Annotated in this window: 24 protein-coding genes; 2 read left to right on the top strand and 22 right to left on the bottom strand. The window is 66.9% G+C overall.

Going from position 1 to position 24,898, the window contains the following annotated elements; genetic code table 11:
• Window positions 1–84: 84 nt before the first annotated feature.
• From dprA to A5740_RS12800, 17 genes are all read right to left on the bottom strand, one after another.
• Window positions 85–1,254 carry a DNA-processing protein DprA gene (dprA, locus tag A5740_RS12880; protein WP_076194568.1) on the bottom strand — a complete coding sequence of 390 codons (1,170 nt, stop codon included), beginning with the start codon at window positions 1,252–1,254 and terminating at the stop codon, window positions 85–87.
• Window positions 1,251–2,762 carry a YifB family Mg chelatase-like AAA ATPase gene (locus tag A5740_RS12875; protein ID WP_076194567.1) on the bottom strand — a complete coding sequence of 504 codons (1,512 nt, stop codon included), beginning with the start codon at window positions 2,760–2,762 and terminating at the stop codon, window positions 1,251–1,253. Before A5740_RS12875 ends, dprA begins: the two co-directional genes overlap by 4 nt.
• 1 nt (window position 2,763) lies before the next feature.
• On the bottom strand, window positions 2,764–3,132 hold the full coding sequence (locus tag A5740_RS12870; RefSeq protein ID WP_076194565.1) for a YraN family protein: 369 nt from the start codon (window positions 3,130–3,132) through the stop codon (window positions 2,764–2,766).
• 418 nt (window positions 3,133–3,550) lie between these two features.
• Window positions 3,551–4,342: an acyl-CoA thioesterase II gene (locus A5740_RS12865; protein ID WP_076194564.1), complete on the bottom strand. Its 792-nt coding sequence runs from the start codon at window positions 4,340–4,342 to the stop codon at window positions 3,551–3,553.
• Window positions 4,339–5,568 carry a CoA transferase gene (locus tag A5740_RS12860; protein WP_076194562.1) on the bottom strand — a complete coding sequence of 410 codons (1,230 nt, stop codon included), beginning with the start codon at window positions 5,566–5,568 and terminating at the stop codon, window positions 4,339–4,341. Before A5740_RS12860 ends, A5740_RS12865 begins: the two co-directional genes overlap by 4 nt.
• A gap of 36 nt (window positions 5,569–5,604) precedes the next feature.
• Window positions 5,605–7,761: a thiamine pyrophosphate-dependent enzyme gene (locus A5740_RS12855; RefSeq protein ID WP_076194561.1), complete on the bottom strand. Its 2,157-nt coding sequence runs from the start codon at window positions 7,759–7,761 to the stop codon at window positions 5,605–5,607.
• Between the two features lie 133 nt (window positions 7,762–7,894).
• On the bottom strand, window positions 7,895–9,115 hold the full coding sequence (locus tag A5740_RS12850; RefSeq protein ID WP_076194559.1) for an amidohydrolase family protein: 1,221 nt from the start codon (window positions 9,113–9,115) through the stop codon (window positions 7,895–7,897).
• Between the two features lie 30 nt (window positions 9,116–9,145).
• Window positions 9,146–10,228, bottom strand: a complete 1,083-nt coding sequence (locus A5740_RS12845) for an FUSC family protein (RefSeq protein WP_076194558.1) — start codon at window positions 10,226–10,228, stop codon at window positions 9,146–9,148.
• Complete coding sequence (locus A5740_RS12840) at window positions 10,206–10,712, bottom strand: (2Fe-2S)-binding protein (RefSeq protein WP_076194556.1); 507 nt, start codon at window positions 10,710–10,712, stop codon at window positions 10,206–10,208. The genes A5740_RS12845 and A5740_RS12840 overlap by 23 nt, the downstream gene beginning before the upstream one ends.
• Window positions 10,699–11,580 carry a xanthine dehydrogenase family protein subunit M gene (locus A5740_RS12835; RefSeq protein ID WP_076194554.1) on the bottom strand — a complete coding sequence of 294 codons (882 nt, stop codon included), beginning with the start codon at window positions 11,578–11,580 and terminating at the stop codon, window positions 10,699–10,701. The genes A5740_RS12840 and A5740_RS12835 overlap by 14 nt, the downstream gene beginning before the upstream one ends.
• The gene (locus A5740_RS12830; protein WP_076194553.1) at window positions 11,577–13,907 is read right to left on the bottom strand and encodes a xanthine dehydrogenase family protein molybdopterin-binding subunit; all 2,331 of its coding nucleotides are present in this window, start codon (window positions 13,905–13,907) and stop codon (window positions 11,577–11,579) included. The genes A5740_RS12835 and A5740_RS12830 overlap by 4 nt, the downstream gene beginning before the upstream one ends.
• On the bottom strand, window positions 13,904–14,704 hold the full coding sequence (locus A5740_RS12825; RefSeq protein ID WP_076194552.1) for an ABC transporter permease: 801 nt from the start codon (window positions 14,702–14,704) through the stop codon (window positions 13,904–13,906). The genes A5740_RS12830 and A5740_RS12825 overlap by 4 nt, the downstream gene beginning before the upstream one ends.
• Window positions 14,701–15,552 carry an ABC transporter permease gene (locus A5740_RS12820; protein ID WP_076194551.1) on the bottom strand — a complete coding sequence of 284 codons (852 nt, stop codon included), beginning with the start codon at window positions 15,550–15,552 and terminating at the stop codon, window positions 14,701–14,703. Before A5740_RS12820 ends, A5740_RS12825 begins: the two co-directional genes overlap by 4 nt.
• Entirely contained in the window at window positions 15,549–16,358 is an 810-nt protein-coding gene (locus tag A5740_RS12815) for an ABC transporter ATP-binding protein (protein ID WP_076194550.1), read from the bottom strand. The genes A5740_RS12820 and A5740_RS12815 overlap by 4 nt, the downstream gene beginning before the upstream one ends.
• A 34-nt stretch (window positions 16,359–16,392) precedes the next feature.
• Window positions 16,393–17,376, bottom strand: coding sequence for an ABC transporter substrate-binding protein (locus tag A5740_RS12810; protein ID WP_076194548.1), 984 nt, complete (start codon window positions 17,374–17,376; stop codon window positions 16,393–16,395).
• 60 nt (window positions 17,377–17,436) lie between these two features.
• A complete protein-coding gene (locus tag A5740_RS12805) occupies window positions 17,437–17,712 on the bottom strand; it encodes a hypothetical protein (protein WP_076194547.1) in 276 nt (91 codons plus the stop codon).
• Window positions 17,705–18,700 carry an LLM class flavin-dependent oxidoreductase gene (locus A5740_RS12800; protein WP_254849171.1) on the bottom strand — a complete coding sequence of 332 codons (996 nt, stop codon included), beginning with the start codon at window positions 18,698–18,700 and terminating at the stop codon, window positions 17,705–17,707. The genes A5740_RS12805 and A5740_RS12800 overlap by 8 nt, the downstream gene beginning before the upstream one ends.
• A gap of 99 nt (window positions 18,701–18,799) precedes the next feature.
• On the opposite strand from A5740_RS12800, the gene A5740_RS12795 reads away from it, so the two are divergent.
• A complete protein-coding gene (locus A5740_RS12795; protein WP_076194545.1) occupies window positions 18,800–19,396 on the top strand; it encodes an SRPBCC family protein in 597 nt (198 codons plus the stop codon).
• On the opposite strand, the gene A5740_RS12790 is transcribed toward A5740_RS12795, so the two are convergent.
• The 3 genes from A5740_RS12790 to A5740_RS12780 form a co-directional block, all read right to left on the bottom strand.
• Window positions 19,397–19,858, bottom strand: a complete 462-nt coding sequence (locus A5740_RS12790) for a RidA family protein (protein ID WP_076194544.1) — start codon at window positions 19,856–19,858, stop codon at window positions 19,397–19,399.
• Window positions 19,855–20,580, bottom strand: coding sequence for a GntR family transcriptional regulator (locus tag A5740_RS12785; RefSeq protein WP_076194542.1), 726 nt, complete (start codon window positions 20,578–20,580; stop codon window positions 19,855–19,857). The genes A5740_RS12790 and A5740_RS12785 overlap by 4 nt, the downstream gene beginning before the upstream one ends.
• Before the next feature lie 130 nt (window positions 20,581–20,710).
• Complete coding sequence (locus A5740_RS12780) at window positions 20,711–21,484, bottom strand: HAD-IIA family hydrolase (RefSeq protein WP_076194702.1); 774 nt, start codon at window positions 21,482–21,484, stop codon at window positions 20,711–20,713.
• 105 nt (window positions 21,485–21,589) lie between these two features.
• On the opposite strand from A5740_RS12780, the gene A5740_RS12775 reads away from it, so the two are divergent.
• Window positions 21,590–21,877 (top strand): hypothetical protein, encoded by a 288-nt coding sequence (locus A5740_RS12775; RefSeq protein WP_076194700.1) that lies wholly within the window; start codon window positions 21,590–21,592, stop codon window positions 21,875–21,877.
• Between the two features lie 57 nt (window positions 21,878–21,934).
• Here A5740_RS12775 and A5740_RS12770 read toward each other — a convergent pair whose 3' ends face one another.
• Complete coding sequence (locus A5740_RS12770; RefSeq protein ID WP_076194540.1) at window positions 21,935–23,320, bottom strand: aspartate aminotransferase family protein; 1,386 nt, start codon at window positions 23,318–23,320, stop codon at window positions 21,935–21,937.
• 13 nt (window positions 23,321–23,333) lie between these two features.
• Window positions 23,334–24,836 carry a CoA-acylating methylmalonate-semialdehyde dehydrogenase gene (locus A5740_RS12765; RefSeq protein WP_076194539.1) on the bottom strand — a complete coding sequence of 501 codons (1,503 nt, stop codon included), beginning with the start codon at window positions 24,834–24,836 and terminating at the stop codon, window positions 23,334–23,336.
• Window positions 24,837–24,898 lie beyond the last annotated feature (62 nt).

The raw sequence follows: 24,898 nt of genomic DNA, 5'->3' as shown, positions 1-24,898 counted from the left end.
GAGGTTGCGAGTTACGTGATCAATCGAAGCTAACACCGGGTGACCACGCCCCACAGCAGATCGGCGTGATTTTCGCCCGGCGGCTCATGCCGACGTGGGTGCGCCGCCTGCCGGTGCACAAGGCCGGCGCCGACGCACGATCCGCCAACATCCGTCGGTGCTTTCGACCAGACCGTTGAGTTCCAACATCGTCAACGGGCCCAGCACTTGATGCGGGGCAAGCGCGGCAAGCACCGCGATCTCGTCCACGGTGTGCGCACCGCGCGCAGGCAAAGCGTCGTACACGCGTTTCTCGTCCGGCGCGAGCCCGTCGAGCGGTCCGGCCGGATGCTCGGGCTCGCAGACCAATTCCCCGATGTGGCCGACGAGTTCGACGACCTCCTCGGCCCGCCCGACGAGGTGCACGTCCTTCCGCTGCAGCAAGACATGGCACCCCGCCGAGGCGGCCGAGGTCACCGGTCCCGGTACCGCACACACCGGCCGGCCCATCGCGGTGGCCCATCCCGCCGTATTGGCCGCACCACTGCGCAGCCCGGCTTCCACCACCACCGTCGCGCCGGAGAGTGCCGCCACCAACCGGTTGCGGGTGAGAAACCGTAGCCGTCCCGGCGGGACACCCGGCGGATATTCGCTGATCAGAAGGCATTCTTGGCGGATTCGGTGAAACAGTGCGTTGTGACCGGACGGGTACGGGTTATCGATACCACCGGCCACGATCGCAACCGTCACGCCCTCACATGCCAGCGCTGAGCGGTGCGCGGCCCCGTCGATGCCGTAAGCGCCGCCGGACACCACCGTCACTTCGCGGTCGGCCAGCCCGGCAGCGAGGTCAGCCGCGACGTGCTCGCCGTAGGCGGTGGCCGCTCGCGTGCCGACGATCGCCGCCGCGCGCTGCGTCACCTCATCGAGCCGCGCAGGTCCGACGGCCCACAGCACCAGCGGTGGATGGCCGTTGGGACGCTTGTTTCCCGTCAACCCCGCGAAGGCGCGAAACTGCAGCAACGGCCATTCATCCTCGTCGGGGGTGATCAACCGACCTCCCATCCGATCGAGGACCTCCAGATCACGTGCGGCGCAGTCCAAGCCGCGTCGCGCCTCGACCACACTCATCAGGTCGGGGTCGAGTTTTCCGGCTTTGATTCGATGTGCCGCGTCGATCGGTCCGACCTGCTTGACCAAGGCCGTCAATTCCGGGCACGGCGGCTCGGCGACCCTGGACAGGTAAGCCCACGCCCGTCGCACCTCATCGGTCATGACACACCCCCGGCCTCACGGAAGCTCAAGGCCGTTGCCACGTCCTCGCGCGCGGGCATGGTCCGCCCGGCCAGGTCCGCAAGTGTCCACGCGACCCGCAAACACCGGTCAGCGCCGCGGATACTGATGACGCCGCGCTCGACTGCAGACCGCAACGGTGCCATCACGGCTTTGGGCAACCGGAACTTTCGTCGCAGCAGCGGACCGCTGACTTCGGCATTCGTTGCGAATCCGTAAGTTCTCCAACGGTCTTGGCCGGCGAGACGGGCCATGGCGACCCGCTCGCGAACGACGGCGCTGGATTCCTCGTCTTGCGGCGCGAATGCCCCGGCACTGACCGGGTTCAACTGCACCCGCAGGTCGACGCGATCCACCAGCGGCCCTGACAGCTTGCCTCGATAACGCAACCGTGCCTGGGCCGAACAGGTGCAGTCGGCCGGTTTGGGCGGGGCACACGGACATGGGTTCGCCGCCAGGATCAACTGGAACCGCGCGGGGTAACACGCCACCCCGTCCCGACGGGCCAATCGGATCTCACCGTCCTCCAACGGGGTTCGCAGCGCCTCCAATGTGCTCGAGCCCATCTCGGCGAATTCGTCGAGAAAGAGGACACCCCGGTGAGCCCGACTGACCGCACCGGGACGGGCAAACCCACTGCCGCCTCCCACCAGTGCCGCCACACTCGAGGTGTGATGCGGGGCCTCGAAGGGCGGTCGGGTGATCAACGGCGTATCGTCGGCCAGCAGTCCGGCCACTGAATGGATCGCCGTCACCTCCAGCGACTCCTGAAACGACAGCGCCGGCAGCAAGCCCGGCAGCCGCTGCGCCAGCATGGTTTTCCCGATACCGGGTGGCCCGGTCAGCATCAGATGATGCGCGCCCGCGGCGGCAACCTCGACGGCGTAGCGCGCCTGGCTCTGGCCGACCACATCGGCCAGATCCGCCACCGGTTCGGACTGGTGCCCCGATACCACGACACGACCGGTGAGAGCACCTTTGCCGGCCAACCAAGCCTGCAACTGGCGTAGCGAACGCACGCCGCCCACTTCGATTCCGTCGACCAGACTGGCCTCGGCCAGGTTGTCGACCGGGACCACCACCATGGGCCAGCCCTCCCGCTTGGCGGCCAGCACCGCGGGCAGCACACCGCGGATCGGGCGGACCCGACCGTCAAGGGCGAGTTCCCCCAGCAGCACCGTCTTCTCCAGACGTGCCCAGACTGTCTTGGTATGGGCCGACAGCACGGCCGCGGCCAAAGCCACGTCGTAGACCGACCCCACCTTGCGCAGCGTCGCCGGTGACAGCGCCAGCGTCAACCGCGACATCGGCCATTCGTTGCCACAGTTGGTGATCGCCGCCCGAACCCGATCCCGTGACTCCTGCAACGCAGCGTCGGGCAACCCCACCAGGTGCACACCGGGCAACCCCGAGGCGATATCGGCCTCGATCTCCACGATCACGCCGTCGACACCGCGCACCGCCACCGAATACGCTCTCCCCAAACCCATTTCAGCCCACTCCCTTGAGGTGGGTGAGTTCGGGTTCTCGGCGGCGTCCGATGCGGATCCCGATGACGTCGATCCGCAAGGCCGCGTACCGAACCGTCTGCTCGGCCAACCACAGCGCCGCCAGCCGCCGGATCCGGCGCACCTTCTGCGCGGTCACCGCTTCGGCGATCCCGCCGAACCCGTCGCCGGTGCGGGTTTTGACCTCCACGAACACCACGGTGTTCGTGGCGACCTCCTCGGCGATCACATCCAGCTCGCCATAACGGCATCGCCAATTGCGCACCAACGGACGCAACCCCTGCGCCGTCAGATGCTCGACGGCCAACTGCTCACCCAGTGCGCCGATCTCGGCTCGTGTCAAGGAATCCATACGCACACCGTGCGGACGAGGACCGACAGAACCGGCTCCGACCGACCGAGTTATCCCCAGCGCAGAGTTCATCCACAGGCGGCGCGTCGCAAATCCACTACTCGAACGACCGCCACTGCATCATCGCGGTGATCAACGCAGGCCCCGTACGCAGCCATCCCTACGGCGCGCCGCGGAATGTGAGCAGGTGACGATCTGCTCGCCTATCAGCGACGGAGTCGCTCACAACCGGGCACTGGACAGATGAGGCGGAAGATACCGGTGCGGCACGAGTGTCAAATACCCTGAGCGACAATGTGATTGGTGGTTCGTGGGTTACTCCAGTGGCGATTGTCGCTGAGAAGTCGCTCATAGTCGGGCACATCGGATCTCCCTCCGAAAGCTGCCACCGATCCGACCGGCGTGCCGGGACCCCTACTCACCGCTCGGCGACCAGGCCCTCCTGCACCAGAGTGGCGGCAACCGCACCGTCGGCGCGCAACAGGCTGGAGGTGATCAGCCCCCGCCCCCGTGCGGCAGCCGGGGACCGTGATTCCAGCAGATTCCACTGATCGGCACGCAGCGGCTGGTGAAACCAGATCGACGAATCCGTGGTGCCACTGCGGTGACTTCGGGACCGCATGCTGTGCCCGTGCACGGCCAGCGCTGGGTCGATCCCGTACAGGTCGGTGATGTACACCGCGATCAGCGTGTGCACCAGCGGATCATCGGGCAGCGCCGTGGTGACCCGCCACCACATCCGCCGCGTGAACTCCTCGCCGGCCCCGGTGTCGGCGACGCGAATGTCGAACTCGTCGAGGGGCAGCGACGGCGCGGGCCCGGGTGGACCGGTCTGCGGCAGCGCCTCGGGATCGTGCGACGACGAAAGGCTGCCGTGCTCGGGACCGGCCAGTGCGGTCGCGAAGGACACCGTGCCCGTCGTCAGCATCCGGCCGTGTTCAAAGGACTCGACCCGCCGCGCCGAGGCGGTACGCCCGTCGTACACCTGCTGCACGCGGTACTCGGCAGCCTCCCCCGCATCCCCGCCGCGCAGGAACTGTAGGTGCATGTTGGTGGGCGCACGGTCATCGCCGACAGTCCGGCAGGCGGCCGCCAGACTTTGCGCGGCCAACAAGCCACCGTAGGCGCGCTTGCCGGCCGGCCCACTGGCCGTGCCGGTGAACGCCTCACCAGCGGCCTGTAGGTCCAGCAGCTCCAGCAGCGCACTCACGAAGCGTCGGAACCTGTTGCCACCGTGCCCGTTTCGGTCAGCGCGGCGATGTCTTCGCGGCTCAGCCCGAGATGTTCGGCCAGCACCGACGTGGTGTCGTCACCGAGTGCGGGGGCAGCGACGGCGGGCGGATATACCCCGCCGATCGACACCGGTAACCCGGGTGCCAGATAGGTGCCGATGCGCGGTTGCTCCAGCGGGGTGAACAGCGGATTGGTGACCACCCGCTCGTCGACCGCAACTTCGGCGAAGCTGCGGTAGCGCTCCCACAGCACCGACGTACCCGAGAGTGCGGCGCTGATCTCCTCGGCGGTGTGCTCGCTGAACCACAACGTGAACAGGCCGGTCAGGGCGTCGCGGTGGGTGTAGCGCTGCCCCTCGTCGGTGAAGTCGGCGCCGAATGCCTCGGCAAGGGCAGCAACGGCTTTGGTTGTCCCGGTGACCTCGGTGAGGTCACGGAAGTGCCGGCCTGTCAGCGCGACGAGCATGAACCCGACCCCGTCACTGCTGGTGAAGTTCTGCCCGTACGTGCCGTACAGCGTGTTGCCGAGCCGTTCGCGACTGGTGCCGTTGATCATCACCTCGGTCAGGAAACCCAGATTGCCCGCGGTGGCGAGCGCGACGTTCTCCAACGGAACGTTGATCCGTGCGCCCTCACCGGTGGAATCGCGGTGGCGCAGCGCGGCGCTCACCGCCAGCGCCACGTACAGCCCACAGCTGACGTCCCACGCCGGCAGCACGTGGTTGACCGGGGCGGCCAGCTGAGCCGGACCAGTGACCAGCGGGAAGCCCAACCCGGCATTGACGGTGTAATCCACTCCGGTGCCGCCATCGGCACGCCCGGACACTTCCACGTGGACCAGGTCGGGACGCAACGCCGACAGTACGTCGTACGAATGCCACTGCCGTCCCGCCACATTGGTGATCAGCACGCCCGCCTCGGCGATCAGCCGCTGCACCAGCTCCTGGCCTTCGGACGAACGCAAGTCGACGGCCACCGAACGCTTGCCCTTGTTGAGCCCGGCCCAGTAGATGCTCTCCCCCTCGTCGGTGAGCGGCCAGCGGCGATAGTCGGCGGCGCCGCCGATGGGATCCACCCGCACCACCTCGGCGCCCAACTGGGCCAGCGTCATGCCGGCCAGCGGCACCGCGACAAAACTGGAGATCTCGATGATCCGGACCCCGGCCAGGGGGCGGGTCAGATCCGGCGTCACAGGTTCCGTCATCCGGTCAAGCTATCAAGCGCCGAGCTCGCCCCCGTGTCAGCCGACCAACTTCACCGCGGCGGCCTCGATGGTGTCCTCGGACAGCAACACCTGCAGCGCAGCATCGCCGAGCGGGATGAAGCTGTCGGCGCTGGCCACCCGATTCACCCGGCCCTGATACCCGCGGTCCAGGAGTTCGGCCAGCACGCCCTCCCCCACACCGCCACTGTGACGGGTCTCGTCCACGATGAGCACCCGTCCGGTTGACTGCGCCTCGCGCAGCATGTCCTCGACCGGCAGCGGTGCCAGCCAACGCAGGTCCACCACCCGCGTCCCGATTCCGGCCTCGGCCAGGCGGCGGGCCACCCGCAGACTCATCCACACCCCGTTGCCGAAGGTCAGGATCGTCAGGTCGGCACCCTCACCGTAGGTGCGGGCCTGCCCGATGCGCACCGGTTGGGCCGGATAAGGCGCGAGCCATTGCTGATCACCGTCCGAATAGAGGTCCTTGGTGTGGTAGAGGGCGATCGGCTCGATGTAGATGCACACGGCGCCGGCGGTTTTCGCGGCGGCAACGCAGGTGTGCAGCATGCCCGCGGCATCGTCGGGTCGAGATGGAGAGGCGATCACCACACCGGGGATGTCGCGGATCGCGGCGATCGAATTGTCATTGTGGAAATGCCCGCCGAAACCCTTCTGGTACCCGTAGCCCGCGATCCGCACCACCATCGGGTTGCGGTACTGGCGGTTGGAGAAGAACTGCAGAGTGGCTGCCTCGCCGCGAATCTGATCGGCGGCATTGTGCAGGTAAGCCAGATATTGGATCTCCGGAATCGGGACCAGACCCGAAATCCCGGCCCCCAGCGCCAAGCCGAGAATGGTCTGTTCGTCGAGGAGTGTGTCGAATACCCGGGCGGGTCCCGCGGTGTTCTGCAGACCGCGCGTGACGCCATAGACGCCACCCTTGTGCGCGACGTCCTCGCCGAACACGATCGCCTCCGGATACTGCGCCAGCACGTCTTTCAGGGTGCGGTTGATGGCCAGCGCCAGGGTCAACGGTGTGCCGCCGGGCTCCGCCGCACTGGCCACCGACACAGCCCGGGCTTCGTCGAGAGTGTCGCGCAGCGGCTTCATCACCGCCGGCGCACTGTCGAGTTGTGCGGACCGGCTGAGCTCCCCGGCCAGGCCGATCACCTCACGGCGTTTGGCCTCATACCGTCCGATCGCCTCGACGGGCGTCAGTATGCCGTGTGCGACAAGGATTCTCGCGGTGTTGAGCACCGGGTCGCGATCGTATTCGGCCAGGATTTCGTCGGGCCTGCGATAGCCCGGTTCATAGTCCGACCCGGCGTGGCCCATCAACCGGACCGTACCCAAGTGCAGGAACGCGGGTTTGCGGTGGCTGCGCACCCACTGCGCGGCGGCCAGTGCGGTATCGAAGGCCGCAATCAGATCGCAGCCGTCGGCGGCGAAATATTGCAGCCCTTCGCGGTGGGCGTAGCTTCGCGCCACCCAGCCGCGTGGTGTCTTGGTGCTGATCCCGATGCCGTTGTCTTCGCAGACGAACAGCAGAGGCATGGGCAAACCCTGGTAGGCGGCGTGCAGCGCGGCGTTGATCGCACCCACGGCGGTGGAATGGTTCGCCGAGGCATCCCCGAAGCTGCACACCGTGATCGCATCGTCGGGCCACGGGCAGGAGACATCGAGCTTGCGGGTCCGGGCGATCGAGAACGCCACCCCCACCGCCCGCGGCAGGTGCGACGCGATCGTCGAGGTCTGTGGGATGACGTTGAGGTCATGACGGCCGAACACCTTGTGCCGCCCGCCGGAGATCGGCTCCTCGGTCGCGGCGACCAGACCGAGCAGCACATCGCGCACCGGATCGGTGCCGGCCACCTGGGCGGCCCGGGCCAGATAGAAGCCGCCGGAGCGGTAGTGCAGTAGCGCCGGGTCAGTGGGACGCAGCGCCGCGGCGACAGCCGCATTGCCCTCGTGCCCAGATGATCCGATCGTGTAGAACCCCTTGCCCTGGCTCCGCAACCACCGCGCAGCCAGGTCGAGATGGCGGCTGGCCAGCTGGACGTCGAAGAGCGCCAATGCATCCCGCTCGGTCAGCGCCGACCCGGCCGGCCACGGCTGATCGGCGGTCTCGGCCAACTCCGAAACGGTGGTGGAGAAGTAGTCGTCGATGGCTTCGTGGTGCGGACTGGCCATCTGGCCTCCTGAGCTTGCGGGGGTGGACGGTACGCGTGGCGCCGAGTGATCAGCCCAACGCGACGATTCCGGTGAGCGCCTACCCGATGATCAGACTAGGCATTCGCCGGCGTCTGCGTGGCCGACTGTCGGTTCAGCAGCAGCCGATCCGACGTGCCGCAGCGTGCATGGCCGGCACGGGTTCGCCGCGCCACCTCACCGCACGGCTGGGCGGCGGGGTTTGTTCACTGCGGGTCTTGACCAGTGCGACGCCGTCGACCAGCACGGCCGCAATACCGGGCAGGTCACCGAGCGCGAAGCACTCCAGCGCGTCGCCGGCGGTCGAACCGGTGATCGGTCCGAGTACCAGCAGGTCGGCCGGTCGTCCTTCGGCAAGCACACCGGTGTCGAGACCGTGTGCCCGGGCGGTCTGACCGGTGGCCGCCGCGACGGCGTCGAGCGGATCGACGCCACAGATCGAGGCGAGAAAGCAGATGTTGCGCAACATGCCCCGGGGAATGACGCCGGTGCCGCCGGGAGTGTCCGTACCGAGGGTGAGCCGGCCGAGTTCGCCGCGCCCGGACAGTTGGTCCACCACCAGCTTGGTCGCCCGGAAATTCATCGAGCTGCACACCTCGACATGAGCCGACGGCAGATCGGCGATGATGGCGATGATGTCCTCGTCCGGGGGTGGGATCGGACCGCCCGAGATGTGGCCGACGATGTCCGGACGTACCGCGACGACGACGTCGCGTCCGGCCACCCGGCTCGACCCGGATCGCGACACCCCACCGGAATGCATCTTGACCGTCATCCCGCGGTCATGGGCCCATTGGACATAGCGCTGAGCTTCGCCGTCGCCCAACCGGTTCCAGTCGTAGAAGATGAACTTGAGGTGCTCGATGCCTTCGCGGTGAGCGCGGTCGAAGTGTTCCTCGGTCATCCCCGGCACCAACAGCACCGTGCCTGCGTTGAGTTTGACCCCCGACGGGCGAGCGCGGCCTGTGGTGTGCTTGGACGTCACCGCGATGCTCAACACCAGCTCGGGCGTCAATGCGCTGAAATTCAGGCCCGGGATGTGCAATTCGCCAGCTGACACCATCGAAGTGGTGCCGCCCTGGAGGTAGTTGCCGATCCAGCCGATCGAGTTCTGCGCCGGGGTCCATTCACCGAACGTCGGATGCACGTGGCCGTCGACGAGACCGGGCATGATCGTCAATCCACCAGCCGACAACACCTGGTCAGGATCGCGATGGTCGACACCGATCCCGGCGATCCGCCCGTCCTCGATCAGCAGCGTGGTGTCCCGCACGGGTGCCACCGCGGCGTCGCCGGACACCAGCAGGCCGATGTCCTCCACGAGCAGTGTCGTCACAAATCCTCCCAACGTTGGATTTTGTATACACTATCCGATATGTTGACGGCGGCATAGCGCAATCCGTCCGCGCTGTCGCGACCGCCGGCCCGCCGCCACGATCATGGGCACTGCAAACATCACCACGACCACGATGAGCGCACCCGCGAGATTCATGGCGAGTCGAACCCCACCCTCGTACCACGGGAACAGGTCGGGGTACTCGCTGATCACCAGCAGCACCGGCGGTCCGGTGATCGCCCACCAGGTGTAGTTGACCGGCCGCAGCGCCATCGCGACAAGGAAGAGCACCACGGTGACTGCGATCATCACCGGCGCCGCCGGGCGTGCACCCAACAGCGCGGCGGCGATCACCGCACCGACCGAGTTGCCCGAAAGCCGTTGAGCCAAGCGCAAACCGGTCTGGGCTTGGCTCGGCTGGATCGTCAACAGCACGCTGGTGATCAACCAATGCGCGCCCACCATCTCCGTAGGCCACAACGCTGCCAACGACACGGCCGACCCGACCGCGACCCCGACCCGAACGGCGTGCGCAACACCGGCCCCGGCCCCGCCCGGGGCCGGCTCGTCGTCGAGGTGGCCTCGCAGGCGGGAAGCCAAGAACCACAGTGCCCAGCCGGCGAACCCGATGGTGATACCGACGACGTACGGCCACAGCGCGGCCATACTCGTGGCGCCGGGACCCAGATCGGTCGATATCAGCACCACCGACAGGCCCGCCGTCGCGCCGACCCCGCGGATCACGGCTCCGGCGATCGCCGCCACAACGGTCAGCGCCGCCACCACCACGGCGTTGTGCGCACCGGCCACGACGAGTGCGCCGCCGAGTAGCACGGTCACGGCGCGCACTCCCAGGGTGTGCAGCGCCGGGCGCCGGCCGGTGGGAATTTCGGGAACGGTGATCAGCACGAAGCCCAGCGCCACCGCCGATCCCCATTCGGCCCGGCCCAATGCCGCGGTGCCGCAAAGGACTGCCCCCAACGCGACGGCCAGCACGGCCGCCAGCCCCCACCGGCTTGCGCCAACCGGGCGCAAGAGTTCGGCGGTGCGGATCCGGCCACCACCCGTGCCGGCACCGGCCGCAGCGTCATCACCGGGATTGATCGGCGGCATCCAGCACCGCTTGCACGATGCCCTGGTATCCGGTGCACCGGCAGATGTTGCCGGACAGAGCCTCTCGCACCGCATCCTCGGTCAACGGCTTGTCGGTGTTCGGGTCGCGCAGCAATTCGACGGCAGTGATCAGGAATCCCGGCGTACAGAATCCGCACTGCAGGCCCCCGTGTTCGGAGAACGCCTGCCGCAGCCGCCCGGTCTCCTCGAACTCCTCGAGGCCTTCGACCGTGGTCACCCGGACACCGTCGATCTGCGCCGCCAGCATGAGGCAGGCACGCACGCTGCGACCGTCGAGGAAGACCGAACATGCCCCGCACACCCCGTGCTCGCAGCCCAGATGAGTACCGGTCAGGCCCAGTTCGTCGCGCAGGAAATCGGCCAGCGTCAGCCTGGGAGTCACCGTGCGCTGGATCAGCCTGCCGTTGACCACTGCTGATATCGGCACGCTCACAGGTTGTTTGGATGTGTCAGTTGCGGGCATGGATGGCCTCCTGTCCCTCTTGGGTGCGCCGTTCGGCTTCGGTCAGCGCCTGTGTCAACGCCTCTGCGCACAACCGCCGGGAGTAGTCCGGATCGTCGGAGGACGGGTCGGTAGCACTGGCCCAGCGCTGTGCCAGTGCGCGCCACAGGCCCGCCGACGGGCGTTCGCCGACGGCCTCGTCGCCGATGAACAACAGCGGGCGATCCGCTGCGCTGAGCGCCCCGGCCCGCAGCGATTCGATGCGACCGTCGCGGCCGACACTCAGCAGGCAACCGGCGCCGGCCAACCCGTAATCGCCGTGCTGCCGGGCGTATTCGACGAACCCCCAGCCCTGACCGGGACGGATGGCGGGGATCGAGACCCAGGTGATCATCTCGTCGGGTTCCAGGGCGTTGGTGTAGAACGATACGAACATGTCCTCGGCCGCCACCTTCCGACGGCCACCGCCCACCGACTCGGTGTGAAAGGTCGCGTCGAGCACCAGTGTGGCCAAGGGCATCTCGGCAGCCGGGTCGGCATGCGCCACCGATCCGCCGAGCGTGCCGCGGTTGCGGATACCGAGGTGTCCGATATGGCCGGCGGCAGCGGCGAGCAGCGGGACGCGTGCCCCGATCAACGGGTCAATCTCCACGGTGCGATGGGTGACCAAGGCACCCACGACCAGATCGTCGGTGTCGTCGAACATCCGGTTGAGCTCGTCCAGACGGCCGATGTCGATGACCACGCCGGGCCGGGCCAGCCGCAGATTCATCAACGCCATCAAGGACTGACCACCCGCCATCAGCTTGGCATCCGGATGGCAGGCCAACTGCTCGAGGGCCTCACCGACCGAATCCGGCCGGAGGTAGTGGAACGGCGCGGGTTTCACGACGCCTGCTCCAATGCGCGACACAGTTGACCCGTCGCGATCGGGGTGCTGTCGACCTGAATCCGGCCGCCGAGCGCGTCGTCGACAGCACTGGCGAGCGCGGCGTACACCGCGATGGTGCCGCTCTCCCCTGCCCCGCGCACACCGATCGGGTTCGCCGGGGTGTCGACATGCCGATGCCGGACTCGCACCATCGGCATATCGGTGCTCAACGGCAGGTGGTAGGCGGCAAACGTGGTCGATTGCGGCTGCCCGGTTTCCGAATACTCCCACCGCTCGAACAGCGCCCCGCCGACCCCCTGGGCCACCCCACCGATGATCTGCCCTTCGACGATTCTCGGGTTGATCTCCCGACCGCCCTCATGAGCCACCGCATAGCGCAGAACCTTGACCATTCCGGTACGCCGATGCACACCGACGATCACGGCATGCACTCCCATCGTCCAGGTCACCGTCGGAACCCGGTGCACGGCAGTGACATCGAGTGCGCCGCCACCTTCCTGCTCGCCACCCAGGGCCACCGCGCGGGCGAGTTCGGCCCAGCCGATCGAGTAGTCCCCGGTGAGGTGGAACCGACCCTCGGCGTACTGGACGTCATCGCGTTCGGCGCCGGTCAGCGCCCTCACCCGCTCGGCGGCCAGCTCGACGAGTTGCCCGGCGGCCTTGTGCACCGCCGAGCCGGCGAGTATCGCCGAGCGGCTGGCGAAGGTTCCCACCCCGTCGGGTAACCGCTCGGTGTCCCCCGGCAGATAGCGAACCTGGTCGAACGGCACCGCCAAGGTCTCGGCGGCAACCTGCGCGAACACGGTTTCGTGCCCCTGACCGGCCGAGGCTGCGCCCGCGGTGATCTCGAAGTGTCCGTCGGGCAGCAGACGTATCCGGGCGGTCTCGTGCGGACCGCGGCCGGTGGCCTCCAGATAGGACGCCAGACCGTAACCGAGGTGGTATTGCGGGTTTTCGGCCGCACAGCGGCTCATTTCTTCGGACGGCAGCGCGTCCAGTACCGATTCCAGGCATGCGCGGTAATCGCGACCGTCGTACCGGATCGGCACACCGTCGCGGTACGGAATCGGCCGCGGGTAGGGCATATCGGCCTCGGTGAGCAGGTTGCGCCGCCGGATCTCGTCGGTGCTCAGGCCGATCTCGCGGGCCGCGGCATCGAGGCTGCGTTCCATCGCGAACGTGGCCTCCGGCCGGCCCGCACCCCGGTACTGGGCGACCAGCGTCTTGTTCGTCAGCGCCGCGCGACCCGAAATCTGTGCCGCAGGTATCCGGTAGGGCCCCAGGAGATGGATCGCGGTGTTGGCGATGATCCCGGCCACCCACAGGCTCCCGGCGCCGATGTCGACGACGAAATCGTCGGCCCAGGCCAGGATGTGGCCGTCGGCGTCGACCGCGAGCCGGGTGCGGTGCACCTGATCGCGGCCCTGAGCGCTGGCCAGCAGATGTTCCTGGCGGTCCTCGATCCAGATCAAGCGGTCCCCGGTGTGCCGCGCCAGCAGGGCGAGCAGGATCTCCTCGGCGTACACGTTGGCCTTGGTGCCAAAGCCGCCGCCGACATCAGGAACCGCGACCTTGACGTCCTGACGGGACCAGCCGGTCACCGCGCAGATCGCGTTGCGCACCATGTGCGGAACCTGGGTGGACGTGGTCACCTCGACCCGTTTGTGCCGGGCGTCGAACTGTGCGAGCACGCCCCGGCACTCCAGCGGTACCGCGCCGTGCCGGTTCATCCGGTAGGTGCCGCTGACCACCGTTGCCGCCGCGGCGAATCCGTGTTCGACGTCGCCGAATGAATAGTGCAGTCGCGCCGCCTCGTTGCTGTCGAGGTGGTCGAACAGCGGTGGGCATGCGGGATCAAGCGCCCGGAACGGATCGGTCACCGCGGCCAGCGGCTCATAGTCGATCTCGATGGCCTCTGCCGCGTCCTCGGCGAGGTAGCGGTCCTCGGCGATCACCACGGCGATCGGCTGGCCGACGTAGTGCACGCGGTCATGGGCCAGCATCGCCAGCCGCTGCTCGGCCAGCACACAGGCCGTGGCTGCGGTGAAGTCCGGATCCGGGGTGGTCAGCGACGGGATGGACACATCGCACAGGCCCAGGTCCTGGGCGGTGTAGATGCCGATCACCCCGGGCATCAGCTCGGCGGCCGAAGTATCCAGCCCGCTGATCCTGGCGTGTGGTTGGGCCGATCGCAGGAACACCACGTGGCGTGCGCCGGCCGCGCCATCGGCCACGAACTGCCCGCGTCCGCCGAGCAGCCGCTCGTCCTCGCGACGCCCGACCGAGCTGCCGATGTGGCCGGGCGCCGATACGTTGGCGGTCAATGGAGTCGTTTCTCCCACTGCCACAGCGCGATCGAGATACCGAACGAGATGGTGATCAGCAGCATGATGGTGGCCACCATGGACGGGTAGTCACCGTGACTGTAGGACTGCAGTACCACCCGACCCAGCCCCCGCCTGGTGGCGAAGAACTCCGAGAGCACCACGCCGACCACCGCGAGGCTGACCGCCAGCCGGATCCCGGTCAGCAGCGGTCGCCGGATCGCGGGAATGATGATGTGCACCAACGTCTGCCAGGGATTGGCACGCACCGAGCGGGCCAGCTTCCAATACACCCCTGGGATCTGCTGCACCCCGGTGGTCACGTTGATCAACACCGGGAACAGGGCAAACAGGACGCCCATGACGATCTTGGAGCCGGACAGGCTGAAGATCGGCAGCAGCACCGGATACAGCACGATCTTGGGGATCCCGTTGAGCACGATCAGTATCGGCTCGAAGATCAGCCGCAACCGCTGCGACAGGCCGAGCAGCAAGCCCAACGCGCCGCCGACCGCGGTGCCGATGACGAATGCCAGGAACACCGACTGCGCGGTGACCTGCAGATCGAACAGATACCCCGGGTCGGTGAGGTTGCCGATCAGCACCCGGAACGTCTGCACCGGCGAGGGCACCACGAACGTCAGGTCGGAGAAGATCTCCCACACGATGCCCACCACCAGCGCAAGCAGGACCGCACCGACGGCCTGGTTACCCAGGATCGAACGGACCCGCTGCGACGTCGATCGCGACGTGGCAACCGGGGCGGCGCCGGACGGCGACTGCAGGGTCGAGGTCATCGGTTCCTCCCGCGCAGCAGAACGCGTTCGACCGCCGCCAGCAGCACGGTGAGAATGCACGACAGCACCAGCACGACCGCGATGTAGGCGAACATCGCGTTGTTGTCGAAGATCTCGTAGAGATATCGGATCCGGTAGCCCAGGCCCGCCTGTGCCGTGGTGAATTCCATGGCGATGGTGCCGATCAGGGCATAGACCACGGCGAGCCGCAGGCCGGCGACGATGAACGGTCCGGCCGCCGGGATCGCGATGGCGAACAAGGTCTGTTGTGGCGAGGCCTTCAAGGATCGGGCCAGCTTCAGGTACACCGGCGGCATGGTGTTGAGCCCGACCGCGGTGTTGAGCGCCATCGGGATCGCCGCCATGATGGTCGCCAGGATGATCACCGACATGGCGTTGATGCCGACCACCACGATCATCACCGGATAGAACAGCACGAGCGGCACCGCATAGAAGGACACCAGGTACGGCTCGAAGATCCGCCCGATTGCCGGCAGCTTCCAGAAGGTCAGGCCGGCAGCGAAACCCAGCAGGCTGCCGAACACGATGGAGAAGGCCACCTCGACACCGGTGCGGGCGGCGTCGTTCCAAAACTGCGCCTCGCCGAGCAGACCGACCAGTTCGGACAGGATCACCGAGGGTGCGGGCAGGATCCGGTCGCTCCACAGCCCGGTCCGGGCACCAAGTTCGGCGACGATCAGGAACCCGATGAGCAGCACGAGCGTCGAGAGCGTGCTGACCGCCGAGTTGCTCAGCCGCCACCTGCGGCGCTCCGGCACCGGCCGGCCGGCATCGGTACCCATCTTCTGCGTGGGGGGATCGTCCTGTGCGACATACGACGTCGTCACGTAGCCACCTTCTTCTGGGCCTCCTGCTGTCTGAATCCGCGCATGGATTCGGCCTGCAGAGATGTCCAGATCCGATTCTGGAGTTCGTTGAACCGCGGGGTGGAGACCATGCTCGCGTCGCGTTCGTCTGGAAGGTCGATGTCGACCACGTCGATGATCGATCCCGGCCGGTAGGACATCACCCAAACCTGTTGGGAGAGCAGGATGGCCTCGGAGATGTCATGCGTGACGAACACGATCGTCTGATTCGTCCTGGCCCAGATCTGGCGCACCTCGGCGCCGAGGAACAAGCGGGTCTGTTGGTCGAGCGCGGCGAACGGCTCGTCCATCAGGACCACCTCCGGCTGAACCGCCAAGGTACGCGCGAGCGCGACTCGTTGCCGCATACCTCCGGAAAGCATGGAGGGGTAGGACATTTCGAAGCCTCCCAGCCCGACGAGTTCGATCGCGTCTTTGGCCCGTTGCCGTCGTTCGGCCTTCGCCGTGCCGATCATCTCCATGGCGAATGCCACGTTTTCTTCGACCGTGCGCCACGGCAGCGTGGAATCTTCTTGGAACACCACGCCGATCGAGGGGTCGGGGCCGGTGACCGGGCGCCCCGCCACGCGCACCAGGCCCGTTGTCGAGTCCTGCAGCCCGGAGATCACCGCCAGCAGTGTCGACTTACCGCATCCGCTGGGTCCGACGATGGACACGAAACTGGAATGCGGAACGTGCTGCTTGATATCGGTCACCGCCGTCACCTTGCCGGCCGGTGTATCGAAGACCACCGAAACGTTGTCGATCCGGATGCCGTCACGATCCATAGGTACGCCTTTCGGAGATTCTGGCCCGGTCAGCTCAGATGTCGGTCTGGGCGTCGTCCGGCAGGTACTGCTGATCCAGCGTTGCGGCCCAGTCGATCTGCTCCGAGATCTGGCCCGCGGCGACCATCAACTCCGAAAGGTTCTTCAGACCGTCGGCGTCGACCTTCAACGAATAGCCTTTGGCCAGGTCGGGATTATTGGCGAAGGCTGCCCGCATCACCTCGGGCGACACCCCGACCAACGGGGCGATCTCGTCGGCCGCCTCGTCGGGGTTGGTCACCAGCCATTCGTTCAGCCGGTCGGCAACAGTGAAGAAGGCCCGCACGTTATCGGGATTTCGCTGGGCATAGTCGGCATTCACCGCCACCAGATCGGCCGGCAGGTCACCCACCACGTCGCGTGAATCGACCAGCACCTCAGCATGGTCCGAGGCCTGCTTGTCGGCGATGAAGGGCTGCATGGCCCACCCCGCGGTGATCTGTCCGGCCTTGGCCGCCGTCCAGTTGTCCCCCATCGGGCCGACCGCTTGCGACTTGACGCCGAGCTTGCGCTCGAGACCCTTGACGATCAGTTCGGTCGACGAGCCCGCCGAACTGAACCCGAGGGTGGCGTCCGCCACTTTGCGGCCCGGTGGCGAGATCCAGGAGAAGTCGTTGATCTGGAACCACGGCGCAACTACCTTGAGATTCGAATTCGGTTGCTGCGCGGCAAGAATCACCGAGCTGTTGCCGGCGATCGCCATATCGGCGTCACCGCTGGTGACCACCCGCAGCGTATTGCCGCCGCCACCGCCGGAGTAGAGATCGACATTGACGCCCTGCTCCTTGAACCATCCCTTGTCGATCCCGACCTGCAGGATGGCCATGAACGGCAGGCTGTCCACCCCGGTGGCCGAAATGCTCAACGTATCCGCGGCAGCGCTGTCCGGACCCGATGATTCGTCGGCACATGCGGTCGCCGACGCGACGAGCGCCACCGCAGTTCCCGCCGCGGCGAACACTTTGCGAAACCAGGCCATGGACGCATACCTCCGGGTCGGTGAATATTGGATACACTATACGAATTGGTGTGATCTAGGTCAATATTTTGGACCAATATGAGCGGCACCGCCACTCGTCCACAGCCGGGCCAGTTCAAGGCCGACGGCCACACCCACCAGTGCGGCTGCCATCGTGAACCTCGCCCTCGACGTGACCGGCGCGACCACCGGCCCCGAACCGGTCGGATTCGGCCCATGGCCGACGACGACGGGCGTCACCGCAACGCCGTCAGCCGCCGCGAGGGTCCGCTTCAGCGGTGGGGGCGCACCCGGCACCGGGCTGCCGGGTGCCGGGAAGCCGTGGCGATCAGCCACGTCCGTCGACGATTTCGGCGAAGGTGCGAATGGTGGCCGCCCGGCTCTCCCCCGGGCGCACGAACGGCACGATCGAAACCTGGTCGACACCAAGGGCTTCGATCTCCTTGAGCCGCTGGGCACATTCATCGGGGGTGCCGGCCAGCGCGAATAGGTCCACCAGCTCGTCGGGCACCAGATCAGCATGTGACGCCTCGGGATTCATGTGCTCGTAGTAGTCATAAGAATCCCGGATCCGGTCGATCGCCTTCTCCAGAGCGGGCTCGACCTGGGCCGGCAACGGTCGGATCGCCACCCGCGACACGTGCGCGCGCACCAGATCCCGCGCCTTGACCCGGTCGTCGTCGATCGCCGTCGGAGTCCACAGCACGATGTGGATGTCGTCGAGGGTGCGGCCGCTTTCCGCCGCGCCGGCTTCGATCGTCCTCAGCGCCGCTTCGATGAAGTGCGGAGCGGTCCCGACCAACACGATGACGCCGTCGGCTATGCGACCCGACATCCGCAGGATCTTCGGGGCGGAGGCCGCGATGTAAATCGGAATGTCCATCGGCTCGGTCACGTAGTTCAGGTGGTATTCGGCGCCGCTGGTCGGCTCCACCACGTTCTCACCTTTGAACAGCGCGCGGAGCTCTCCGATCGACGCTTCGAGCTCGGCCAGCTTGAGCGGCTTGAGACCCATGGTGCGCAAAGACGAGTCGCCGGTGCCGATGCCCAACGCCACCCGGCCGCCGGTGTACTCGGCCAGCGTCGCCCAGGTCGAGGCCAGTATGGATTGATGGCGGGTCACCGCGTTGGTCACCCCGGTGCCGAACACGATGCGTTCGGTGCCCGCCGCTGCGGCACCCATCACCGTCGACGATTCCCGCCAGATGTTCTGTGAATCCCCGAACCACACGTTGTCGTAACCGAGCGATTCGCTCAACCGCACGTACTCGCACATCGTGCCCACCGGTTCGGTCGGAAACAATCCGACTCCCTTACTCAGCACTATCGACCTCCTGGGCGACGTTGGATATCGTATCCAATCGTAGGGCGGCCCCTGGGGACGCACAACCGGAAACGGCAATCGAGGGAGACGGAAACCGGCATGCAGTTAGTCAATGAGTTCTCCGTCGACGCCCCACTCGAAATCGCCTGGGCGGCATTGACCGACGTACCGCGGGTGGTCGAGTGCATACCCGGCGCAGCACTCGAAAGCCACGACGGTGACGACTACCGGGCCAATGTCGCCATCAAAGTGGGACCGGTCGGACTGACCCTCTCGGGTACGGCAACCGTCGTCCGCCGGGATGACAGCACCCACGAGATGGTGGTCCGCGGGCAGGCCCGCGATCGAAAAGGCAACGGCTCGGCGGAAGCCACCGTCACGATGTCGGCCTGCGAGCGGGATACCCGCACGGAGGTCACCGTGCGCACCGACCTCGAACTCGGCGGCCGCATCGCCCAATTCGGTGCCGGAGTCATCTCCCAGGTCAGCAACCGCATCATCGGGCAGTTCGTGCGCAGACTCAATGTGATGATCGTCGGTTCCGACGATGGCGAAACCGGGCCGTGCGCCGAGCAGAGCCCGACACGGCGTTCCGCCGCGGCAGGTGGATTCGACTGGTGTTCAATCGGGTTGACGACGCTGGCCGGAATCGCCTTGGGGCTCGCGATCGGCCGCACCGCGGCCCGGTCGGTCTGATCAGCCGCGCACGGCCGCGACGAGTTCGAGCTCCACACACGCGCCGCCCGGCAACGATGCCACCCCGATCGCGGTGCGGGCATGGACCCCGCACTCCTCGCCGAACACATCCAGCAGCAGTGTCGACGCCCCGTCGATTACTCCAGGGTGCGCATCGAACTCGGAGGTGGCGCGCACAAAACCACGTAGATGCACCAGGGCGGTCACGGCATCCAAGCCGACGGCCGCATCGAGCGCCGCGACAAGATTGAGCGCCGCCAGCCGCGCCTGCACAGTCGCCTGTTCGGCCGTGACATCAGCACCGACCACCCCGACCGCGCCCGGATCCTCGGGCCGCCGCGCGGTCGTCCCCGAGATCCACAGCTGGTCACCACATCGACGGCTCGGAAAGTACGACCCCTTCGGCTGCGCCGGCGCAGGAAGGTCGATTCCCAACTCCGCCAAGCGTTCCCGGGCACTCATTCGCCGGGTTCCGCGTCTCCGAACACCGTGTGCAGATGAGCAATGGCGTGCATGCGGTGCTGATGATTCAGCGCGACCACGCGGTCGATGTCACGGGCGGCCATTGCCTCGACCAGCAGCACATGTTCACTGTTGACCTGCTCGAGGTCCATCAGGTGGGCATACATCGGCCGATAGGCATCGGCGGTGTTCCACAGTTGGGTGACGATGCGCTTGGTGCGGGCCATCCGGCTGGCCTCGAAGGTCAGGAAATGGAACTGCCGGTTGGCCAGCCCCACCGCGATCAGGTCACCGTCGGCGGCCGCTTGGTCCATCACGGCCATCTGCTCGCGCATCGCACCGATCAGCTCATCGGTGACGGCCGGCATGGCATCGCGGATGAGTTCGGCTTCGAGGATGTCGCGGATCCGGAACACCTCGACGAGTTCGTCGAGCCCGAGCTGGGCGACGCGGTACCCACTGTGCGGCACGTAGGTGATGTATTCCTCGGCCTCAAGCGTTTTCAGCGCCTCGCGTACCGGTATCCGGGACATGCCGAATTGTTCGGCGAGGCTCTCCTGCACGATCCAGCTGCCGGGTGCGAGCTTGCCACTGGTGATGTCCCGACGCAGCGCCTCGGCCACAGCCTGCTGGGCGGTCTTGGGTCGGACGAAGTCCGAGCGCGCTCCCGTGGCGGTATCGGATGCTGCGGCTGTGCGCCGGGTGGCTGTTCGCGGTGGCATCGGTTCTCGCTTTCGCTAATATTGGATACTCTATGCGATCAGCGGCCCGCAGTGTTATTTCGTTGCCAATTCGCGGCCGTTGCCGTTTTGTGACCGCGCCACAGCATCCTCCGGCAATGGCCGTCGAGCGTCAGATCAGTTGGATTGCCTCGGCGATCGACGGCAACACGCGGCTGGGCCGGAACGGATAGCGCTCGATGTCGGCAACCGTGGTGGAGCCGGTGAGCACCAGGATGGTGTCCAAGCCTGCCTCGATACCGGCCACCACATCGGTGTCCATCCGGTCGCCCACCATCACGGTGTTCTCCGAGTGCGCCTCGATCCGGTTGAGCGCGCTGCGGAACATCATCGGGTTGGGCTTGCCGACGAAATACGGTTCACGGCCGGTGGCCCTGGTGATCATCGCCGCGACCGAACCGGTGGCGGGCAACGGGCCTTCCGCCGAGGGACCGGTGACGTCGGGATTGGTGGCGATGAACCGGGCGCCGCCGAGGATCAGCCGGATCGCCTTGGTGATCGCTTCGAACGAATACGTGCGGGTCTCCCCCAGCACCACATAATCGGGATCGATATCGGTCAGGGTGTAGCCCGATTCGTGCAGCGCAGTGGTCAAACCGGCCTCACCGATCACATACGCCGAGCCGCCCGGTTGCTGATCGGCCAGGAACGCCGCGGTGGCCAGGGCCGAGGTCCAGATCGCCGTCTCCGGCACAAGCAGTCCCGAGCGGGCCAGCCGAGCGGCCAGATCCCGTGGCGTGAAGATCGAGTTGTTTGTCAGCACCAGGAATGGCCGCTGCTTGTCGGTCAGGGTCTGCAGGAATTCCGCGGCGCCTGGTAGCGCGTGTTCCTCGCGCACCAGGACGCCGTCCATGTCGGTGAGCCAGCACTGGGCAGGTGAACGCACCGGTCCAGTGTCCCAATTCGCGCCGCGGATCACGGGCCAACGGAGTTATCCACCGAGTGTGGCGATGGCATGGCCGGCACCTCCGCCCGCTCTTACGATGGGGCGATGGCCGCGTTGGATGATCTCGAGGCTCGCGTCGCTGCGTTGGAGGCGGATCGCTTCGACTACCGCGCCGTGCTTGCAGCGGTCAATGCGCTCGGCGCCAATCAGCGCGACCACGGGCTGAGCCTGACATCGACGAATGGGCGCCTCACGGCGGTCGAAGGGCGCCTCAGCTCGGTCGAGCGCGAACTCACCGATTTCCGTCAGGAGACCCGCGCCCGCCTGCGTTCGGTCGATGAGCACCTCGCCGAGATCAAGAACCTGATCATCGAGGGCAACCGCGGCCACTGAACGCCGACGGCCCGGCACTGCGAAAACCGCAGGGCCGGGCCATCGTTCGAGCAGTGATCAGTTGGCGTGCTGATCCGCGACGTCGAGCGCTTTGTCCAGGATCGCCAGACCCTCACGGGCCTCCTCCGCCGAGACGTTGCACGGCGGCACCACGTGGATGCGGTTGAAGTTGGCGAACGGCAGCAGACCGTTGGCCTTGCACGCGCCGATCACCGCGTTCATCGCCGGGCTGGAACCACCGTAAGGCGCCAGCGGCTCGCGGGTCTCCTGGTTGGCCACGAGCTCGACGGCCCAGAAGACACCCATGCCGCGCACCTCACCGACGCTGCGGTGCTTGGCCGCCAACTCGGCCAGGCCGGGTCCGAGCACCTCGGCACCGATCTTGGCCGCGTTCTCGACCATGCCCTCGTCGGCCATCGCGTTGATGGTGGCGACGGCGGCCGCGGTGGCCAGCGGGTGCCCGGAGTAGGTCAGCCCACCCGGGTAGGACCGATGCGCGAACGTCTCGTAGATGGCCGGGCTGATCGCCACCCCGCCGAGCGGGACGTAACCGGAGTTCACGCCCTTGGCGAACGTCATCAGGTCCGGAACCACATCGAAATGCTCGATGGAGAACCACTTTCCGCTGCGACCGAAGCCGGCCATCACCTCGTCGGCGATGAACACGATGCCGTAACGGTCGCAGATCTCCCGCACCCCGGCCATGTATCCCGGCGGGGGCACCATGATGCCCGCGGTGCCCGGGATCGACTCCAGGATGATCGCGGCGATGGTGGACGGGCCCTCCATCTGGATCAGCTTGTCGAGGTACTCCAGCGCGCGCTGCGATTCCTGTTCCTCGGTCTCGGCGTAGAACGACGAGCGGTACAGGAACGGCCCGTTGAAGTGCACGATGCCGGCGTTGCCGCGGTCGTTCGGCCAGCGGCGCGGGTCACCGGTCAGGTTGATCGCGGTGTCGGTGCCGCCGTGGTAGGCGCGGTAGCGGGACAGCACCTTGTAGCGACCGGTGTGCAGCCGGGCCATCCGCACCGCATGCTCGACCGCGTCGGCACCGCCGTTGGTGAAGAACACCTTGTTCAGTTCACCGGGGGTGCGCTCGGCGATCAGCCGGGCCGCCTCCGAGCGGGCCAGGTTCGCGTACTGCGGGGCCACCGTGCACAGCTTGGCGGCCTGTTCGGCAACGGCGGCAACCACTTTCGGGTGCTGGTGGCCGATGTTGGTGTTGACCAGCTGGCTGGAGAAGTCCAGCAGCCGGTTACCGTCGCCGTCCCACAGGTAGGACCCCTGGGCGGCGGTGACGGTCATCGGCGAGATCTCCTCCTGCGCCGACCAGGAGTGGAACACGTGCGCGCGGTCGAGTTCGTAGGCGCGCGCGGCCTCGGCCTTGGCCGCCTCGACGGTCAACCCGTTGGGCAGCACGGCAGACTCTTGAGTCACAGTCATGGCTGGAATTCTCTCACTTGTTCTCGGGGAAGCCGAGGTTGATGCCGCCGTGGCTGGGGTCCAGCCAGCGGGTGGTGATGGCCTTGGTGCGGGTGAAGAAGTGCACCCCTTCGGCGCCGTGGGCGTGGCTGTCGCCGAACAGCGAGGCCTTCCATCCGCCAAAGCTGTAGTAGGACATGGGAACCGGGATCGGCACGTTGATGCCGACCATGCCCACCTCGACCTCGTTCTGGAAGCGCCGCGCGGCCCCACCGTCGTTGGTGAAGATCGCGGTGCCGTTGCCGTAGGGGTTGTTGTTGATCAGTTCGAGGGCCTCGTCGTAGGTCTCCACCCGCAGTACCGCGAGCACCGGGCCGAAGATCTCGTCGGTGTAGACGCTCATGTCGGTGGTGACGTTGTCCAGCAGGGTCGGGCCCAGCCAGAAGCCCGCCGGATCTCTCTGGCCGGCCCCGTCGAGCACGGTGCGGCCGTCGACCACAACCTTGGCCCCGTCGGCCTCGCCGGCGTCGATGTAGGCCGCCACCTTGTCCCGGTGGGCCTTGGTGACCAGCGGGCCCATGTCCGAATCCTTGGTTCCGTCACCGGTTTTGATGGTGGTGGCGCGCTCGGCGATCTTGGCCACCAGGTCGTCGGCGATCGGGCCGACGGCCACACAGGCCGACACGGCCATGCAGCGCTCGCCGGCCGAACCGAAACCGGCGTTGATCATCGCATCGGCGGCCAGATCCAGATCGGCATCCGGCAGGATCACCGCGTGGTTCTTGGCCCCGCCCAGCGCCTGCACCCGCTTGCCGGCCGCGGTGGCGGTGGCGTACACGTACTGCGCGATCGGGGTGGAGCCGACGAAGGACACCGCCTTGATCTTGGGGTTGGTCAGCAGCTCGTCGACCGCGGTCTTGTCGCCCTGCAGCACGTTGAACACACCGTCGGGCAGGCCGGCTTCCTTCCAGAGCTCAGCCATCCACAGCGAGGCGCTGGGATCCTTCTCCGACGGCTTGAGCACCACGGTGTTGCCCGCAGCGATGGCGATCGGGAAGAACCACATCGGCACCATGGCCGGGAAGTTGAACGGCGAGATGATGGCGACCGGCCCCAGCGGCTGCAGCACCGAGTGCACGTCGACCTTGGTCGAGGCGTTTTCGGTGAATCCGCCCTTGACCAGATTCGGGATACCGCAAGCGTATTCGACAACCTCCAGGCCCCGGCTCACCTCGCCGAGCGCATCGGAGAGCACCTTGCCGTGCTCGCTGGTGATGATGGCGGCCAGTTCTTCCTTGCGGGCGTTGAGCAGCTCGCGAAAGGCGAACAGTACCGACGTGCGCTTGGTCAGCGAGGCATCACGCCAGGCCGGGAACGCCGCGACCGCGGCGTCGATCACGGCGCGTGCGTCATCGACACTGGCCAACGCGAGCTCGCCGGTGACCGCACCGGTCGCCGGATTGGTCACCGGAGCGGTGGCAGAGGAGCTGCCGGCAAATACCTTGCCGTCGCGCCAGTGCTGAATGACATTGCTCATGGTTGCGAACCTTCCTATGGCGGTGAGTACTGCTATTACTCTGGGCCGGCAACGGCGTCATG

Origin of the sequence: Mycobacterium sp. GA-1841, from assembly GCF_001954135.1 — a bacterium.
GTDB lineage: Bacteria > Actinomycetota > Actinomycetes > Mycobacteriales > Mycobacteriaceae > Mycobacterium.
The sequence above is the reverse complement of the archived record's forward strand: the minus strand, read 5'-3'. Positions and strand labels throughout refer to the sequence as shown.

Coding starts and splice junctions, on each gene's coding strand:
- A5740_RS12785 (WP_076194542.1), bottom strand. CDS start 20,580: ATGCCACCGCGAACAGCCACCCGGCGCACAGCCGCAGCATCCGATACC.
- A5740_RS12770 (WP_076194540.1), bottom strand. CDS start 23,320: ATGACTGTGACTCAAGAGTCTGCCGTGCTGCCCAACGGGTTGACCGTC.
- A5740_RS12855 (WP_076194561.1), bottom strand. CDS start 7,761: ATGGCCAGTCCGCACCACGAAGCCATCGACGACTACTTCTCCACCACC.
- A5740_RS12795 (WP_076194545.1), top strand. CDS start 18,800: ATGCAGTTAGTCAATGAGTTCTCCGTCGACGCCCCACTCGAAATCGCC.
- A5740_RS12790 (WP_076194544.1), bottom strand. CDS start 19,858: ATGAGTGCCCGGGAACGCTTGGCGGAGTTGGGAATCGACCTTCCTGCG.
- A5740_RS12765 (WP_076194539.1), bottom strand. CDS start 24,836: ATGAGCAATGTCATTCAGCACTGGCGCGACGGCAAGGTATTTGCCGGC.
- A5740_RS12825 (WP_076194552.1), bottom strand. CDS start 14,704: ATGACCTCGACCCTGCAGTCGCCGTCCGGCGCCGCCCCGGTTGCCACG.
- A5740_RS12840 (WP_076194556.1), bottom strand. CDS start 10,712: ATGCCCGCAACTGACACATCCAAACAACCTGTGAGCGTGCCGATATCA.
- A5740_RS12775 (WP_076194700.1), top strand. CDS start 21,590: ATGGCCGCGTTGGATGATCTCGAGGCTCGCGTCGCTGCGTTGGAGGCG.
- A5740_RS12845 (WP_076194558.1), bottom strand. CDS start 10,228: ATGCCGCCGATCAATCCCGGTGATGACGCTGCGGCCGGTGCCGGCACG.
- A5740_RS12810 (WP_076194548.1), bottom strand. CDS start 17,376: ATGGCCTGGTTTCGCAAAGTGTTCGCCGCGGCGGGAACTGCGGTGGCG.
- dprA (WP_076194568.1), bottom strand. CDS start 1,254: ATGACCGATGAGGTGCGACGGGCGTGGGCTTACCTGTCCAGGGTCGCC.
- A5740_RS12860 (WP_076194562.1), bottom strand. CDS start 5,568: ATGACGGAACCTGTGACGCCGGATCTGACCCGCCCCCTGGCCGGGGTC.
- A5740_RS12875 (WP_076194567.1), bottom strand. CDS start 2,762: ATGGGTTTGGGGAGAGCGTATTCGGTGGCGGTGCGCGGTGTCGACGGC.
- A5740_RS12815 (WP_076194550.1), bottom strand. CDS start 16,358: ATGGATCGTGACGGCATCCGGATCGACAACGTTTCGGTGGTCTTCGAT.
- A5740_RS12870 (WP_076194565.1), bottom strand. CDS start 3,132: ATGGATTCCTTGACACGAGCCGAGATCGGCGCACTGGGTGAGCAGTTG.